Raw genomic sequence first — 16,980 nt, 5'->3', positions numbered from 1 at the left:
TGGGACTGTCGGAATTTCTGTGTAAGTGGTCATCGGCTTAGTTGAGGTTGAGCCGGTCGCCGTAGGTCAGCGACAGGACGTTGAGGACCTTGCTCCAGTTGTTCACTCGGCCTCCCGGGTTGCGGTCGAAGCCCCTGCTCGACGCACTGCGCTGCTGTGACGCCAAGTACAGCACCTTCAGCGCGGATTGCTCGTCAGGGAAATGTCCGCGTCGCCTGGTAGCAGCCCGGAAACGGGCGTTGAGGGACTCGATCGCGTTGGTCGTATAGATCATCGTGCGCACCTCCTGCGGGAAGGCCAAGAACGGGATGAACTCGCTCCACGCATTGCGCCACAGGCCGATCATCGCGGGGTACTTCTCACCCCACAGCTCGGCGAAGGTCTCGAACTCGAGCTCCGCAGCCTCAGCATTGGGGGCCGTGTAGATCGCCCGCAGCCCCTTGGTGATCTTCTGCCAGTCCTTCTGCGAGGAGTACCTGAGACTGTTACGGACCAAGTGCACGACGCAGGTCTGGACGATCGCGTCGGGCCAGATCGCGCCGATCGCGTCGGGCAGGCCCTTCAGCCCGTCGCAACACACGATGCACGCGTCGAGGATGCCGCGGTTCTTCAGGTCGGTCAGCATCGTCATCCACTGCTTCGCGCCCTCCCCGCCGGATGGCCCCACCCACATGCCGAGCACGTCGCGATAGCCGTCCATGTTCACACCCATGGCCACATATACCGGGCGGTTTGCCACCGTTCCGGAGCGGACCTTGAGCACGATCGCGTCGATGATGATGACCGGGTAGATCGCGTCGAGGGGTCGGTTCTGCCAGGTGCGCATCTCCTCGGTCACCTTCGCCGTGACCGCCGACACGAGGTCTCTGGACACGGTGGTGTCGTACACCTCTTCCAGGTGCGCGGCGATGTCGCCGGTGGTCATGCCCTTGGCGTACAAGCTGATGACCGCGTCGTCGAAGCCCGCCAGTCGGCGTTGATGCTTCGCGACGATTTGCGGCTCGAAGGTGCCGTCACGATCACGCGGGACGTCGATGGTGACCTTGCCGATCTCGGTCGTGACGGTCTTCGGCGTCGACCCGTTACGCGAGTTCCCACGATTGCGGCCCGCGGTGTCGTACTTGTCGTAACCCAGATGGCGCGACATCTCGACCTCGAGGGCCTGCTGCAGCACCTGCCTCGTCAGTGCCGTCAGCAGACCGTCCTCGCCCGTCAGCGCGACGCCGCGATCAGCGGCCGATGTCACCAACTGCTCCGCCAATGCCGCCATGTCAGGCTCCGGACCCGACGAGGCCGGCAACCGGCGACCATCGTGTCCCGCGCCATCCGGCGGATCCCATGCATCCTCGAAGGGTGACTCCATGACGTGATGCTCCTTCCACCGCGAACCCATTCCGCGGCATCACGCCGAGCCACTTACACAAAATTCCTGACAGACCCGACCGCGTACGACGCGGTCGGTAGCACGGTGGCCGTGACGGACGCCAACGGTGATGTCGAGGCGTGGGCCTACGACGCGCTGGGTCGGACGGTGAAGCACACCGACGCCGAGGGCTTCGCGACCGTGTATGCGTACGACGCGGTGGGCAACCTCCTCACGGAGACCAGCCCGCGTGGCGGCGTGACGGCGTACGCCTATGACGTGATGGATCGTGCGGTGTCGGTGACGGATGCCGAGGGTGCGACCACCGCCAGCGTGTATGACGCGATGGGCAACGTGGTCTCCAGCACGGACCCGACGGGTGTGGTGACGGCGTACACGTACGACGTGCGTCAGCTGTTGACGGTCACGGTGGAGAACGCTGTGGCCGGCGCGGCTGCGGATGAGTCGACGAATGTGACCACGCGGGTGGCGTATGACGCGCGGGGCATCGCGGTGTCGGTGACGGATCCGCGGGGGTCGGTGACGGCGTACACGCTGGACGCGCTGGGTCGCATCGTGAAGACCACCGATGCGCTGGGTCGGGTGACGAAGACCGGGTTCGACGCGGTGGGTCAGGTCGTGGTGGAGACCGCCGCAGACGGCTCCGTGACGAAGTCGACCTACAACGCTGACGGGTTCCTCACGTCGACGGTGTACCCGGATCACACGGTGTCGTACAAGAACGATGCGGTGGGTAACCGGATCTCGATGACCGATGAGCTGGGCAAGAGCTCGTGGGAGTACGACTCGGCGAACCGCGTCACCGAGGAGACCGATGCGAAGGGTGCGTCGCAGTCGTACGGCTACGACGCGGTCGGTAACGAGGCCACGGCGACCTACTCCGACGGGCGTGTGCTCGAGCGGACCTTCGACGGCCGTGGACTGACCCTGTCCCAGTCGGACGCGTTCGGTGAGACGACGTTCTCCTATGACGCGGACGGCAACCTCACGCAGATCGTGCGTCCGTCGGGGGTGGTGACGGACACGGCGTTCGATCTGGTCGGTCGGATCGTCAGCGTCAACCACACGGGTGGCACGCCGGAGGGGTACGACCCTGAGACGGATGAGGCGTCGGCGGCGTCGTCGGCGCCGGGCAACGCCTACGGGTGGTGCAACGACGGTCAAGGTCATGTGAATCAGGAGCCCACGGGTTGTTGGACCGAGGGCCTCGCGTTCGCGTACGACTATGACGCTCGCGGGCTGGTCGTGTCGAAGACAGTCACGACTGACGAGGCGGTGACGGAGACGGTCTACGAGCACGATGCTCTGGGTCGCCTGACCTCGTCGGTGACGGGTGACTATGTCGCGACCTATGGCTGGGATGCGTCCTCGAACCTGGTCGCGGAGACCGTCACGGACGATCTCAGCACCAATCTTGCTGATGACGGCTGGTCGATCGTCCGCAACGTCGATGCCGTCAACCAGGTCACGTCGGTCGTCACTGACGTGCGGCTGCCGGAGCGCCACACCACGACCGAGACCTACGGCTACGACCTGCGGGGAAACCGGATCTCGTCGGTGACGACGACGGTGTCGGGCAAGACCACTCACACGGACGCGAAGGTGGATTACGTCTACGACTTCGCGAACCAGGTCGTGCAGGTCCATGACCATGGCGAGAACCTCAACAACGCCAAGGACGACACGACCACCGCCTGGTCGCGTGACGGCCTCGGTCGAGCGCTGACCGTCACGGTCAACGGTGTGGCCGAGCGGCGGCTGTATGGCGGCACGGCGGTGATCGCTGAGGGCGACACTCAGGTCACCTATGGTCCGGACGGGCATGCGCTGTCTGAGGTGTTCGACACGGTCGAGGGCAACGGCTCCAAGGCCGTCGCCGTCACCACCGTGCGGGACGTCCTGACGGACATGCTGGGGTCGACTGTCGCGATCGCGACGGATGGCCTGATCGATGCGGATCTGACATGGTTCGCCGACTTCGGTGACACCCTCGATGCCGCCGACTGGTCGGAGTCGATCGTCACCGCGTTCACCGGGCGGACCACGGCCGCAGGGCTGACGGAGTTCGCCACACGTGCCTACGACCCGTCGTCACGCGCGTGGGTGCAGGCCGACTCGTACCCGGGTACCGCGACCCGCGCATCGTCGATGAACAAGTACGGCTACGTCGAAGGCGCGCCGGAGACGTATGTCGACGTGATGGGTGCGTACCGTGCGGCGGCGGCGCAGGTGTATGCGAACTTCGGTGCCACGGCGTATGCGATCTTCGTGGCCGAGCTCAAGCGCACCGCCGCGGAGGGTGTGCGGGTCCAGGAGGAGCGGATCGCGCAGCTGGAGGCGGAGCGGGCTGCGATGGAGGCGGCTCGCACCGACTGCGGTGACCTGTCGGGGATGGCGTACTGGCTGTTCTCGGGTGGGGTGTCGTGTGATGCGTCGCAGGCGCAGTACTACGAGTTCGACCCCATGGAGACGCTCGATATCGCGGTTCACGGGGTGGTGAACTGGGGTTCTGGTGTGGTCAACGGTGCCTCGGGTCTGGTGAACTTCGCCGCCGATGCGGTGTCGTACACGCTGCCGGGCTGTCAGCTCGCAGCCGTGGGTGCGGCGCCGTCATGGTGTGGCGGTATCCCGGACATCCCGAAGATCGGGGTCTGGGGCGACGAAGACCTGTACGGGTATTCGCAGCTGTCGGGCCAGATCACGTTCGACGTGGTCGCGGCGTTGGGTACCGGCGGGATCGGTGCGGGCGGGTTGACCGCATCGGCGGGCAAGGTGCTGTCCTCGACGCTGGGCATCGACCTGGTCAAGCAGATCCCCACGCTGGTCAAGAACCTGCCATCCATCGCCGCGAAGGCCACCGGCGCCATCAAGGAAGGCATCGAGGGCGCCGCCACGTACGTGCGCAGCCTCGACTGGGGCAGCGACGCGGGTGTTTTCGTTCCCAATGCCCGGCCGGGTCTCGGCGGAGCGGGAAACGCGACCGCCACTTCGAGCGTCCGTGCACGTGCCGCCGAGGGCTTTGCCACCGGCGCCGACGAGGCGGTCTTCTGGTCGGGCATCGGTCGCGGGGGCGACAAGATCGCGGCCGGGTGGGTAGCTGAGCACGGGGGCTCCACGCTCGAAACGACGATGGCGGCGCGAGGTATCGCCTTGCCGACCTGGGACGCGTCCAACCCGGCAGTCGTTTCTGCCTGGCGGGACGCATCCGCTCAGTTTGCCAGGGGGGCCAGCGGCAATGTGCGCGTGCTGCAGGGCGATGCCGTGCGCATCGATAGCGTCTGGGCACAGGTGGAGTTTCCCGCGCTGACAGCAAACGCCGATGTCACATCGATCACGGCGATCAACCCGTCGACTGGCATATCCTCAGTGATCTGGAGGCGATAACAATGGCGGACCAGGAGCTTAGTGCTGCTGTGGTGACCTGGACGGGATGGGGGCGCACCACCCTCCCCGCGCGAGATGATGCTCTCCTCGTCGCTTCTCTCGGTAGCGCCCGGGCAATCGAGCTGTCGCCGCGGGTGCATGCGCTTGAAGAGGAGTTCTTCCGGTCGAATGCGCACTTGACGGCGCCCGACCTCCCGTCCATGGGAGAGATGGCAGCGGACGAGTTCCGTTCAGCTCACCCCGACGTGACCGAGGATGCCGTTCAGGCGCTGGCGTGGTGCTACACCTATGACTACAAGTAGGTGGGAGTTGTCGCGCGTCCGCGGCAGATCGAACACAGTCTCGGACGTTGTGGCTGCCGATGGCGGTATGGTCCGACTCTATGGAGGTTGCGCAAGTACAAGACGCTGCCTCTCGGCGCGATAGATCCGTCTCCCGCGCGATTAGACAGGGTCGGTAGTGATGAGCGACTACGAGATCATCGGGCCGAATCGGGTCCGAACTCTCACTGGTCGGAGCTGGCGATCATCGGACGTGCCGGACTGGTCTTCAGCAGCGGAGGCATGAGCCTCGAGATCGACTCGGAGATGCTCGATCCACCGATGTCGATCGCTGTCTATGCGCAGTCGGTCCGGTCGAGCGATGCAGGCTCCGCAACCGCGATCCTCGACGAGGTAGTCGAGGCGCTGAACTGGATGGGGTTCACGGTCGAGTTGATCGGCAGTCCGGCCTGAGCGCCACAGGCGAGGACCCGTTCGGGCCCTCCCGGTAAGGGCCTGGGGGGTCTTGAGTCGCTCGACGCGCGCGTCTGAGGCTGCTTCGCGGCGTGATGGCCCGAGGTCGATAGCTGGCGTACGCCGCAAGGTCGCGACCCGGACATCGATGAGGAATCCGCTGCGGGGCTGACGGAGTTCGCCACCCGTGCGTACGACAGCGGGTCGCGGGTGTGGGTGCAGGCCGACACGCGCCCGGGTACGGCGACGCGGGCATCGTCCATGAACCGCTACGCGTACGTGGAGGGTGCGCCGGAGACGTATGTCGATGTGATGGGTGCCTACCGTGCGGCGGCGGCGCAGGTGTATGCGAACTTCGGGCCCACGGCGTATGCGGTCTTCGTGGCTGAGCTCAAGCGCACCGCGGCGGAGGGTGTGCGGGTCCAGGAGGAGCAGATCGCGCAGCTGGAGGCGGAGCGGGCTGCGATGGAGGCGGCTCGCACCGACTGCGGTGACCTGTCGGAGATGGCGTACTGGCTGTTCTCGGGTGGGGTGTCGTGTGATGCGTCGCAGGCGCAGTACTACGAGTTCGATCCGTTGTAGACGCTCGGGTCTGCCCCAGCGAAGGTTGACCGTGGCCGCCAAGGATCTGGCTCCGTGCGAGGCGGATGTTCTCGCGCCCAAGCCGTATCCCGCGGAGTTCCGTCGAGATGCCGACCCGGGGAGCGACGTCCCCTAGGACCCGTAGCCGATCTCCTCGGCGATCCGCCGCAGCAGCGCGTGCACCGTCGGATCGTCGGCGCGGTGGATGAGGCCAGGCTCGCGCGGAACCTTGGCCGCGCCGGCCGCGAACAGCACCACGTTGGTGCCCGTCAGGGTCGACGGCGTCACCAGTCCGTCCAGGTCGGGCCGCGCGGTCACCATGCCCGCCGCCCAACGCCGGCACTCGCGGCGCGAGCCCATGACTGCGCTCGCGGCAGTGCCGTTGCGGATGAGGAAGCGACCTGCCGCAGTGAGATCGAGCAGCCGGAGCGGCTTCGGTGTGAACCGCACCACGGCCGGATCGCCGGTGCGGACATCGATGCGGCGCGCCGCCTGCCACGCCTCGGCCGCAGCCCCAGCGAGGGTGTCCGCGGCGTAGAGCACGCCCCGCCCGGGCTGCTCGCTCGGCGGCGGCAGGTGAGGGTCCCAGCGCATCGTCGCAAGCGGGCCGTAGGTCCGAGGCTCCCACCACGGCCTCGCATGCTCGCCGGAGGTCCGGACGATGCGCCACAACGGCGCTCGCCATGTCACCAGGTCGGACGCTTCGATGTCGGGTGAGCGGGCGCCGCTCACCACCAGCGCAGCCCGTCCGCCAGCGCGGCGACGGGCGATGGATCGCGGCCCGCGAGCAGCCATGCGAAGGGCGTGAGGCCGTCGAGGTCCTCGTCGGCACGCGACATGAACGCCTCGACGGTACGGAGGTCGACGCCGTCGACGTGAGGCGCGACCGTGCCCCAGCCCGGAAGCTCGCCGGCGTCGGAGAACTGCCAGCGGGGAAGGCGCAGCCGTCCCCGCGCGTCTCGCACCGCGAGGAGGGCGCCTCGCTCGTGGCGACGGGTGATGGTCGAGACGGTGACTCCGACCCGCGCGGCGGCCTCCTGCGCGGTCAGCGCGTCGGCGAGCAGGCTGCCCGCCGCGATCGCCTCGACCAGCGAGAGCCGCTCGGCGGCGGCGGGCGATTGGTGCGCCGCGCGTAGTGCGTCCCGGCCCTCGCGGGAGAGTCCGGATCCCTCAAGCAGCGTCTCGAGCTCGGCGTCCGTGACAGTCGAGAAGCGCTGTGCCCGACGCACTGCATCGTCCACCGCCAGCTGGAGCTCCGCGACGGTGACGTCGCCGGCGTCCACGTGGGCCGCGAGCGGCGACGGGAGCTCGATGAAATGCGTCATACCTCGACCGTATGCCTTGGTGCAAGGAGACGCAATGCGTTGCAGTACGTTGCTGCTGTCCCGGTCGGCGTGCGGCGCACGTTCCCTGCGTGTCTCAGCGGGCCTCTGGCTCGGCGCCGGGCGCCGCCACTAGCCTCGCCGCATGGACGATGCGCCCGCGCTCGCGGGCGCACGGCCGCCCGCTTCCGCAGGGGAGGGACGATGATCGAGCTCGACGCCTTCGCGAGCACCGTGAGCATCGTCACGGGCCCGCTGCGCGAGCGTCTGGAGGGGCGCGGCTACCGAGTCGCAGCCGTGCAGAACGAGGCATCTGGGAACGTCCTCCACGTCTTCGTGGAGAACGAGGTGCTCGGCTTCTGCGTCACGTGGGACTGGCATGAGGCGCGATGCGCGGCCTACCCCGCACGGCATCGTGCCGAGTGGTGGCGGTGGGCGCTCGACTCGGGCGGCGCCGCGCGGTGGCGCGGGCGCCCGAGCCGCGCGGACGAGGCCTCGCCCGAGGCGGTCGCCGGTCTGCTCGACCGTGTGGGCGAGCTCGAGGCGCTCGCGCGCGACCCCGAGCGGTGGCGGGATGTGTGCCGCGGCCGTCTGCCCGCTTGAGCGTCGCAGCATCGTCCACAAGGCGCACCGGATTGTCGGCCCTGGCTGACACAATGGCGGCGATGTCAGCAGACCAGATCCTCGATGCCCTCGACCCCGAGCAGCGGGAGGTCGCCACCGCGCTCCACGGTCCCGTCTCCGTGCTCGCCGGCGCGGGCACGGGCAAGACCCGCGCGATCACCCACCGCATCGCGTACGGCGTGCGCGTCAACGCGTACAACCCGCAGTCGGTGCTGGCGGTGACGTTCACCGCGCGCGCGGCGGGGGAGATGCGCACGCGCCTCAAGAGCCTCGGCGTCACGGGCGTCCAGGCGCGCACGTTCCACGCCGCCGCGCTCCGCCAGCTCAGCTACTTCTGGCCCCAGGTGATCGGCGGGCAGATCCCCGAGCTGGTCAAGCAGAAGGCGCCCCTGGTGGGCCGCGCGGCGCGCGACGCCGGCCTCAGCCCCGACCGGCTCACGGTGCGCGACCTCGCCGCGGAGATCGAGTGGGCCAAGGTCTCCCTGATGGGAGCCGACGACTACGCCGCGAAGATCGCCCGCATCGGCCGCCCGTCCCCGGCGAACATCCCCGCCTCCCAGGTCGCGGACGTCATGCGCGCCTACGAGGATGCCAAGACCGACGCCGTGGTGCTCGACTTCGAGGACATCCTGCTCATGCTCGCGGACATCGTGGGCCGCTTCCCCGAGGTGGGCGACCAGATCCGCCGCCAGTACCGGCACTTCGTGGTCGACGAGTACCAGGACGTCTCGCCGCTCCAGCAGTTCGTCCTCGAGCAGTGGCTGGGTGGCCGCCGCGAGCTGTGCGTCGTGGGCGACCCGGCGCAGACCATCTACTCCTTCGCCGGAGCGAGCCCCGAGCACCTGCTCCAGTTCACGCGCACCTACCCCGAGGCCACCCAGGTGCGCCTGGTGCGCGACTACCGCTCGACACCGCAGGTGGTGCGCCTGGCCAACGAGCTCATGCGCAAGCGCGGCTCCGCCGGCACGGGCGTCGAGCTGGTCGCGCAGCGCCCGTCGGGTCCCGCCCCCGACTACCGCGCCTACGAGGACGACGAGTCCGAGGCCCAGGGCGTGGTCGCCGGCATCGAGCGGCTCATCGCGACGGGCGTGCCCGCGCGCGAGATCGCGGTCCTGTACCGCGTCAACAGCCAGTCGGAGGCCATCGAGGAGGCGCTCGCGGAGCGCGGCATCGGCTACCTGGTGCGCGGCGGTCAGCGCTTCTTCGATCGGGACGAGGTGCGCAAGGGCATCGTGCTGCTGCGCGGCGCCGCCGTCGCCCCCGACGAGCGTCCGTTGGGGGAGAAGGTTCGCGACGCGCTCAGCGGCGCCGGCTGGTCCGAGGAGCCGCCTGCCGCCCGCGGAGCAGTGCGCGAGCGCTGGGACGCGCTCCAGGCGCTCGTCAACCTCGCGGACGACCTCGCAACGGACACCGGCGGGGGAGCGACCATGCGCGACTTCGTCGAGCACCTCGCCGAGCGGGCCCAGGCCCAGCACGCGCCCGCGGTCGAGGGCGTGACGCTCACCTCGATGCACGCGGCCAAGGGCCTCGAGTGGGACGCCGTGTTCATCGTCGGCTGCTCCGAGGGCCTGCTGCCCATCACGCACGCCGAGACCGACGAGCAGCTCGAGGAGGAGAAGCGACTCCTCTACGTCTCCGTCACGCGCGCCCGCGAGCACCTCGCGCTGAGCTTCGCGCGCGCCCGCAAGTCGGGCGGCAAGGCCACCCGCAGGCGCACGCGCTTCCTCGAGCAGCAGTGGCCCGATGCGCGGCCCGCCCGGCTCCAGAAGCAGTCGACCTCGGCCAAGCTCGCGGACCTGGGCCCCGAGGCGCTCCGCCTGTTCGACACCCTCAAGCAGTGGCGCCTCCAGCTCGCGCAGGAGACGTCCAAGCCCGCCTTCACCGTGCTCACCGACGTCTCGCTGGTGGAGATCGCTCGTGATCGCCCCGCCACGCTGGGCGAGCTCGCGCGCGTGAGCGGCGTGGGCGCATCCAAGCTCGACAAGTACGGGCTGCAGATCCTCGAGATCGTCAACGAGAGGTAGCGCCGCACCCGCAGTCCGGGTGCGGACGCAGCGGCACGATGCGGGGAAGGCCGCGTTCGACGCGCCAGGCCGGCGCATCGTCCCCGGCGAGCAGCGCGGCGAGGGACGATGCGGCGAGCGGCCCCGCGACGGCGGCGGTCAGCGGGTCGGGCGGCGGGGCGAGCGCCTCGCACTGCGCGGCGATGACGGGCCACGCGGGGTCGAGGTCCGCGCGCGCGAGGCCGAGGCAGCGGAGACACGCCGTGGCGCCGGGGAGCACGGGCAGGACGGTGACGCCGGCCTCATCCGCGAGCAGTGCCGCGTGCGGACCGCCGAGCAGGAGCTGGTGGTGGAGCATCGTCGGAACGGCGCCGAAGGCCGTCACGATCTCCCCGTCGACCGTCCGGGTCGAGTCCAGGTGCACCCGCGTCGCGGGGTTCGAGCCGTGGAGCGCTCGCGCGGCATCGTGCACCACCGCGCGTCCGTGGTCGAACGGGGCTGTGACCAGGCTGATCGCTTCTGCGCCGGCATCGACCACGGCCCGTGCGGCCTCACGGCCCGGACCGGCGAGGCCCCGCACCCGGATGTGCCGTCCCGCGAGGGTGAGCGGCGTGGGCGCGCCGGGCGCCACGCCCACCTGCTCGGTGCCGTCGCCGCGCCACAGGGCCGGTGGGGAGGGAGCATCGTCCATGCGGACACGGTGCCACGGCGGTGGATTCCGGTGGCAGTTGTCCACAGCTGCCCGGCTGCCGGTGCCGCGCCCGCTCGCGCCCAAGTGGTGGTTCATGGTCGCGCGCCCGGGCGAGGCGACCACCAGGCACCACTGCGAGGTGAGGATCTGCGGAAACCGACACTGACCTACCACTTCCGAGGGGGGCGGGAGGGGGCGGCCGGTCGGAGACGCACGAAGGGCCGGTCCCCAGCGGGGGACCGGCCCTTGCGGAGCTCTGCTGGCTTTACGCCTTGCCGAGGATGCGGTTCAGCTTGGTGCCGCACTCCGGGCAGACGGCCTTCGCCATGCGACGGCCGTTCTCCGAGACGACGACGTCGCCCTCGGTGGTGCGCTTCTCCTTGCACTTCACGCAGTAGAACTCGCCCGAGTACTTGTCAGCCATTCGGCTCTCCTTCTCTGGTAGGCGCGGCGGGACGCGCCGCACGTCTGCAGGCCGCAGGGGCCCTTGGTCCCCCAGCGTAGACGCGCCAGCACGAAATCCCCCCATCGGTGGGCGGGTGTCGCGCGGCGGTCCGTGAGTACCTTACGCGTCCTCGGAGCCCAGGAGGCGCTCCAGCTCGCGATCCATGTCGTCGCCCGTGCCACGCGTGACATACGCCTCGACCCACGCCTGCCACGCCCCGAGGTCCTCGGAGGTGGGCAGGAGGTCGGGGTGCGACCACACCTCGTCGCGGCCCTCGGACCCCAGGCGGGAGTGCAGCGCGGCCCACATCGAGGACGCATCGCGCATGCGCCGCGGCCGCAGCTCGAGGTCGAGCAGGTTGGCGAAGGTGCCCTCCGCGGGGCCGCCCGCCGCGCGACGGCGGCGCATCATCTCGCGCAGCGCGCCGATGTCCGGCAGGTGCGGGGCGGCCGCACGCATCGTGACATCGTCGACCCAGCCCTCGATGAGGGCGAGCAGGGTCTCGATCGACTCGAGCGTCGCCTTCTGCTCGTCCGAGTGCTGCGACTGGAAGATCCCCCGGTTGAGCGCCTTCTGCAGCCGCGCCGGGTCGCCCAGGCCGGCATCCCGCACGGCGTCCTCGAGCGCGTCGAGGTCGATGGTGATGCCCTGCGCGTAGCGCTCGATGAGCGTGTGGAGCTGGCCGGGCAGCCATGGCGCCGCGGCGAACAGCCTCACATGCGCGGCCTCGCGCAGCGCCAGGAAGGCGCGCACCGCGTCCTCGTCCACATCCAGGCCCGAGGCGAAGTCCGCGATGGCCTTGGGGATCATCACCACGCGCGGTTCCGCGAGCAGCGGGATGCCCAGGTCGGTCGCCCCGAAGGCCTCGCGTGCCATCTCGCCCGCGGCCTGACCCAGGTGCATGCCGCACACGGTCGGGCTCACCGAACGCAGCAGCGCGGACGGGTCGATCCCACCGTCGACCGGGGGCGCGTCGACCGCGCCCTCGAGCAGCCCGCCGAGCGCATGCGACACGCTCACCGCGACGGGCCCGGCGAGCGTGCGCCACGTGGGCACCGTCGCCTCGACCCACTCGGCACGGCTCCACACGCGCGGCTCGAGCCGGACGGGGTCGAAGTCGGTGACGGCGTCGAGCCACAGCTCGGCGCGCGACACGGCCTGGCGGTGGGACGATGCGACGGCGGCGGACACGGACGGGTCGCCGCCCTGCGACGCGACGCCGCGCGCGACGTCATGCGCGAGGCTCCAGTTGACGTCCTCGCCGGTCGACTGCGCGATGAGCCCGCGGATCTGGCTCAGCACGTGCTCCATCATCGCGGGGCTCGCGGAGAGCCCGGCGGACGCGGCGAGCGCATCCGGGTCCATGCCCATCCGCTCGAGCTCCTCCAGGGCGGCCTCCGCATCGTCCCCGAACAGCTCTCGCAGCAGCCGCATCCACGGCGTCGACTCGTCGCTCACGCTCACTCCGTTCGCGCACGCCGCATGCGTGCCCTCTCCACGGTAACGAAGGAGCGTGCCCGGGTGCGCCGACGTTCGCTACCAGCAATGCCGTCCCTCGGGCGTGTGCGCATCGGACACAATGGACCGGTGACGACCACCGACGCCACCACCCCCGAGCACGCCGCCGACCATCACGCGACGCGGCGGGGCACCGTCATGTCGATCACCGGCCTCGCGACCAGCGCGCTCATCGCGCTGCTCACCGTGATCCCGTCGCCCTACGCGATCGGCTCGGCGGGCCCCACGTTCGACACCCTGGGCACGGACACCCAGGGCGAGCCCCTGGTGCAGATCGAGGGCGCGCCCACCTACACCTCGTCGGGCGAGCTTCGTCTCACCACCGTGTCGATGTCGCGTGCCGGGTCGCGTCCCTTCACGCTCGGGCGGGTGCTCGCGGCGTGGGCGTCGCCGCGCGAGTACGTGGTGCCGCAGGAGCAGGTCTACGGCACCCCGGACGAGGAGGAGGCCGCGCAGGAGCAGGCCGCCCAGGAGTGGATCTCCTCGCAGGAGAGCGCGACGGTCTCCGCGCTCGAGGCGCTGGGCCACCCCGTGCCCGCGACGCTCACCGTCGTCGGCATGTCGGAGTCCTCGAACGCCGTGGGCGTCCTCGAGGGGGACGATGCGATCGTCGCCGTCGACGGCGAGGCCACCGAGACGTTCGCCGAGCTGGCCGACGCGGTCGGCGCGCGCGAGCCCGGAGACGACATCGCCGTGACCGTGCTGCGCGACGGCGAGGAGGTCACCGAGACCTTCGCGACGCTCGACGACGGCACGGGCACCGCCGTCATGGGCGTCTACATCGACCCGGAGTTCGCCCTGCCCATCGATGTCACCGTGGGGATCGACAGGGTGGGCGGCCCGTCCGCGGGCCTCATGTTCTCGCTGGGCATCATGGACCGCCTCACCGAGGAGGACGAGCTCCACGGCGCCCTGGTCGCCGGCACCGGCACCATCGCCGCGGACGGCGACGTCGGCCCGATCGGCGGCATCCGCATGAAGATGATCGGCGCGAGCGACGCCGGCGCGCAGTGGTTCCTCGCGCCGGTCGAGAACTGCGCCGACGTCACCGGCAACATCCCTGATGGCCTGCACGTTGTCGCCGTGGACACCCTCGACGACGCGTACGAGGCGATCACCCGCATCGGCGCGGGGGACACCGCGGACCTCCCGGGGTGCTGAGCATGGCAGGCTAGACACCACCCGATACGAAGGAAAGCCCCGTGACGTTCGACGACGACCGCTCCGCCCGCCCGGTCCGGCCGGCCCCCGTGCCCCAACGCCGCTCGCCGCTGGCCATCACCGCCGTGGTGCTCGGAGCGATCGTGCTCCTCGCGATCGCGACCGCCAACGTGTGGACCGAGGTGATCTGGTACGACCACCTGGGCTACGGCGAGGTGTGGCGCACGCAGTGGATCGCGCGCATCGTCCTGTTCGTCATCGCGGCAGGCGTCGCGGGGACCGTCATCTGGCTCAACCTGTGGATCGCCAAGCGCGTGCGCCCCGCGCGCACGGGCGGGCGCAGCCAGCTCGACCAGGTGCGCGCGCAGATCGAGCCGCTCGAGCGGCTCGCGATGATCGTGCTGCCGCTGGTGATCGGCCTCGTGGTCGGCCTCGCGGTGTCCTCGCAGTGGGAGACCGTGGTCGCGGCGCTCAACCAGGAGCCGTTCGGTCAGCAGGACCCGCAGTTCGGGCTCGACGTGTCGTTCTACGTGTTCACGCTGCCCGCGCTCAACCTGCTGGTGACCGTGGTGCTCGCGCTCGCGGTGCTGTCGACCATCATCGCGGCGTTCGTCCACCTGCTCTACGGAGGCATCGCCGGCACCGGACGCAACTTCGTCGCCTCGAAGGGCGCGCGCATCCAGCTCGCGGTGCTGGGTGCCCTGGTGATGATCACCATCGCCGTGAACTACTGGCTCGACACCTACGGCCTGCTCACCAAGTCGCACGACCGCCTCTACGGCGCCTCGTACACGGACATCAACGCGATCCTGCCGTCGCGCCTCATCCTCGCGGGCATCGCGCTGCTGGTCGCGGCCGTCTTCCTGGTGGTCATCTGGCGCGGCGACTGGCGCATCCCCGCCGTCGGCATCGGCCTCATGGTGCTGTCCGCCGTCGCCATCGGCGGCATCTACCCCGCGGTGGTCGAGCGCTTCCAGGTCGAGCCCAACGCGCAGGACCTCGAGAGCGAGTACATCGCCCGCAACATCGAGGCGACGCGCTACGCGTACGGCATCGACGATGTCGAGGTGACGCCGTACGCGGCGACCACGGAGGCCTCCGCAGACGCGCTGCGTGCGGACGCGGACACCACCGCGCAGATCCGCCTGCTCGACCCCAACGTGGTGTCGCCGGCCTTCCAGCAGCTGCAGCAGAACAAGCAGTACTACATCTTCTCCGACCTGCTGAACGTCGACCGCTACGAGATCGAGGGCGAGCTCCAGGACACCGTCATCGCGGTGCGCGAGCTCAACATCGACGGCCTGGGCTCGGACAGCCGCAACTGGGTCAACGACCACACGGTCTTCACGCACGGCTTCGGCGTGGTGGCGGCCTACGGCAACAAGACCACCGTCGACGGCCAGCCCTCCTTCTTCGAGGGCGGGATCCCGAGCACCGGCGAGCTGGGCGAGTACGAGCCGCGCATCTACTTCGGCACCACGGTGCCCGGCTACTCGATCGTCGGCGCGCCCGAGGGCACCGAGCCGTGGGAGCTCGACTACCCGGACGACGCCTCGTCGAACGGCCAGGTCAACACCACGTATACCGGCGACGGCGGCCCGAGCATCGGCAACATGTTCGCCAAGCTCATGTACGCGATCCGCATGGGCGAGGAGCAGATCCTGTTCTCCGACCGCGTGACCACCGAGTCGCAGATCCTGTACTACCGGGACCCGCTCGAGCGCGTCGCGCGCGTCGCGCCGTACCTCGAGCTCGATCAGACCACGTACCCCGCGGTGGTCGACGGCCGCGTGGTGTGGGTCGTGGACGGCTACACCATCTCCGACCAGTTCCCGTACTCGGCGCCGGTCTCGGCCGAGACGATCTTCGCGAGCTCGACCACCGCGGTCGGCTCGAACGTGATCCTCAACTACGTGCGCAACTCGGTGAAGGCCACGGTCGACGCCTACGACGGCACCGTGACGCTCTACGCGTGGGACGCCGAGGACCCGATCCTCAAGACGTGGTCCAAGGTGTTCCCCTCGACCATCGTGCCCATGAGCGAGATCAGCGGCGACCTCATGAGCCACCTGCGCTACCCCGAGGACCTCTTCTCGATCCAGCGCTACCAGCTCACCAAGTACCACGTCACGGACGCGGCCTCGTTCTTCTCGCAGGGCGACTTCTGGCGCAACCCCGCGGACCCGACGAACGACTCGCAGCTCCAGCCGCCGTACTACCTCACGCTGCAGATGCCGGATCAGGAGGAGCCGACCTTCTCCCTGACCAGCAACTACATCCAGGGCGGTGACAACCCGCGCAACATCCTCACGGGCTACCTCGCGGTGAACTCGGAGACCGGCTCGACCGAGGGCCAGGTGGACGAGGACTACGGCACGCTGCGCCTGCTCGAGCTGCCGCGTGACACCACCATCCCCGGCCCCGGCCAGGTGCAGAACAACTTCAACTCGAACTCCGCCGCGCAGGAGACGCTGAACCTGCTTCGCCAGGGCTCCTCGGATGTCATCAACGGCAACCTGCTCACCCTCCCGGTGGGCGGCGGCCTGCTCTACGTGCAGCCGGTCTACGTGCAGTCGAAGGAAGGCACCAAGGTGCCGCTGCTGCGCAAGGTGTTCGTCGCGTTCGGCCAGGAGGTCGGCTTCGCGGACACCCTTCCGGAGGCGCTCGACCAGGTGTTCGGCGAGGGCGCGGGCGAGGGAGCCGCGGGCACCGACACGGACACCGACGGCGGCACCACCGACGGTGGGACCGGCTCCGGTGACTCCGGCTCCGGGGACTCCGGCGGCGGCACCGTCGACCCGGACGTCGAGGCCGAGCTCGCGGACGCGCTCCAGCGCGCGAGCGACGCGATCACGGAGGGCGAGGCGGCGCTCGCCGACGGCGACTTCGCGGCCTACGGCGAGGCGCAGGACAAGCTCTCGCAGGCCATCGAGGACGCGATCGCCGCGGAGGCCCTGCTCGCCGGCGCGACCGAGGAGGCGGTGCCGGAGGCGACGGCCTCCGCGACGCCCGAGCCCGCCGCATCGGCCACCGCCGATGCGACCGACGAGGACTCGGCCGTCGTCCCCGACGTCTCGACCCCGTAGGGGAGCGCATACGACGAAGGCCGGACCCTGCGGGGTCCGGCCTTCG

General features: G+C 69.8%; 14 protein-coding genes. 8 read left to right on the top strand and 6 right to left on the bottom strand.

The features are described from left to right. Positions 1-37: 37 nt before the first annotated feature. Positions 38-1,270: an IS256 family transposase gene (locus tag AOM06_RS03615; RefSeq protein WP_062302870.1), complete on the bottom strand. Its 1,233-nt coding sequence runs from the start codon at positions 1,268-1,270 to the stop codon at positions 38-40. Positions 1,271-1,369: 99 nt separating this feature from the next. Here AOM06_RS03615 and AOM06_RS03610 point away from each other — a divergent pair, with 99 nt between their 5' ends. The 4 genes from AOM06_RS03610 (at position 1,370) to AOM06_RS03600 (ending at position 6,084) form a co-directional block, all read left to right on the top strand. Next, the gene (locus tag AOM06_RS03610) at positions 1,370-4,768 is read left to right on the top strand and encodes an RHS repeat-associated core domain-containing protein (RefSeq protein ID WP_082105270.1); all 3,399 of its coding nucleotides are present in this window, start codon (positions 1,370-1,372) and stop codon (positions 4,766-4,768) included. Between the two features lie 2 nt (positions 4,769-4,770). Continuing rightward, positions 4,771-5,070, top strand: a complete 300-nt coding sequence (locus AOM06_RS03605; protein ID WP_062302863.1) for a hypothetical protein — start codon at positions 4,771-4,773, stop codon at positions 5,068-5,070. 261 nt (positions 5,071-5,331) lie between these two features. Continuing rightward, positions 5,332-5,502: a hypothetical protein gene (locus tag AOM06_RS14690; RefSeq protein ID WP_156163565.1), complete on the top strand. Its 171-nt coding sequence runs from the start codon at positions 5,332-5,334 to the stop codon at positions 5,500-5,502. 144 nt (positions 5,503-5,646) lie between these two features. Continuing rightward, positions 5,647-6,084, top strand: a complete 438-nt coding sequence (locus tag AOM06_RS03600; protein ID WP_156163564.1) for an RHS repeat-associated core domain-containing protein — start codon at positions 5,647-5,649, stop codon at positions 6,082-6,084. Between the two features lie 132 nt (positions 6,085-6,216). Here the strand turns inward: AOM06_RS03600 and AOM06_RS03595 are convergent, their stop codons facing one another. Together AOM06_RS03595 and AOM06_RS03590 are read right to left on the bottom strand one after the other, a co-directional pair. Further along, on the bottom strand, positions 6,217-6,774 hold the full coding sequence (locus tag AOM06_RS03595; RefSeq protein ID WP_169747715.1) for an RES domain-containing protein: 558 nt from the start codon (positions 6,772-6,774) through the stop codon (positions 6,217-6,219). Between the two features lie 38 nt (positions 6,775-6,812). Further along, entirely contained in the window at positions 6,813-7,409 is a 597-nt protein-coding gene (locus tag AOM06_RS03590; RefSeq protein WP_062302853.1) for a hypothetical protein, read from the bottom strand. Positions 7,410-7,610: 201 nt separating this feature from the next. Between AOM06_RS03590 and AOM06_RS03585 the strand changes: the two genes are divergently transcribed. Both AOM06_RS03585 and AOM06_RS03580 read left to right on the top strand, forming a co-directional pair. Continuing rightward, positions 7,611-8,009 (top strand): hypothetical protein, encoded by a 399-nt coding sequence (locus tag AOM06_RS03585; RefSeq protein ID WP_062302848.1) that lies wholly within the window; start codon positions 7,611-7,613, stop codon positions 8,007-8,009. Between the two features lie 62 nt (positions 8,010-8,071). Then, positions 8,072-10,054, top strand: coding sequence for an ATP-dependent DNA helicase UvrD2 (locus AOM06_RS03580; protein WP_062302922.1), 1,983 nt, complete (start codon positions 8,072-8,074; stop codon positions 10,052-10,054). Here the strand turns inward: AOM06_RS03580 and AOM06_RS03575 are convergent. The 3 genes from AOM06_RS03575 to AOM06_RS03570 all read right to left on the bottom strand — a co-directional run bounded on the left by AOM06_RS03575 (position 10,041) and on the right by AOM06_RS03570 (position 12,627). Beyond that, positions 10,041-10,724: a hypothetical protein gene (locus AOM06_RS03575; protein WP_062302845.1), complete on the bottom strand. Its 684-nt coding sequence runs from the start codon at positions 10,722-10,724 to the stop codon at positions 10,041-10,043. The two genes, AOM06_RS03580 and AOM06_RS03575, sit on opposite strands and share 14 nt — an antisense overlap. 265 nt (positions 10,725-10,989) lie before the next feature. After that, positions 10,990-11,148: a DUF5679 domain-containing protein gene (locus tag AOM06_RS14910; protein ID WP_169747714.1), complete on the bottom strand. Its 159-nt coding sequence runs from the start codon at positions 11,146-11,148 to the stop codon at positions 10,990-10,992. A 141-nt stretch (positions 11,149-11,289) separates the two neighbouring features. Further along, entirely contained in the window at positions 11,290-12,627 is a 1,338-nt protein-coding gene (locus tag AOM06_RS03570) for a zinc-dependent metalloprotease (RefSeq protein ID WP_156163563.1), read from the bottom strand. Positions 12,628-12,756: 129 nt separating this feature from the next. Here AOM06_RS03570 and AOM06_RS03565 point away from each other — a divergent pair, with 129 nt between their 5' ends. Together AOM06_RS03565 and AOM06_RS03560 are read left to right on the top strand one after the other, a co-directional pair. Next, entirely contained in the window at positions 12,757-13,848 is a 1,092-nt protein-coding gene (locus AOM06_RS03565) for a YlbL family protein (RefSeq protein ID WP_228372836.1), read from the top strand. A 41-nt stretch (positions 13,849-13,889) separates the two neighbouring features. After that, on the top strand, positions 13,890-16,934 hold the full coding sequence (locus tag AOM06_RS03560; protein ID WP_082105268.1) for a UPF0182 family membrane protein: 3,045 nt from the start codon (positions 13,890-13,892) through the stop codon (positions 16,932-16,934). Positions 16,935-16,980: the final 46 nt, after the last annotated feature.

This window comes from Demequina subtropica, from assembly GCF_000971235.1.
Classification (GTDB): Bacteria; Actinomycetota; Actinomycetes; order Actinomycetales; family Demequinaceae; genus Demequina; species Demequina subtropica.
Note: the sequence above shows the minus strand (reverse complement) of the source record. Positions and strands in the feature narration are given on the sequence as shown.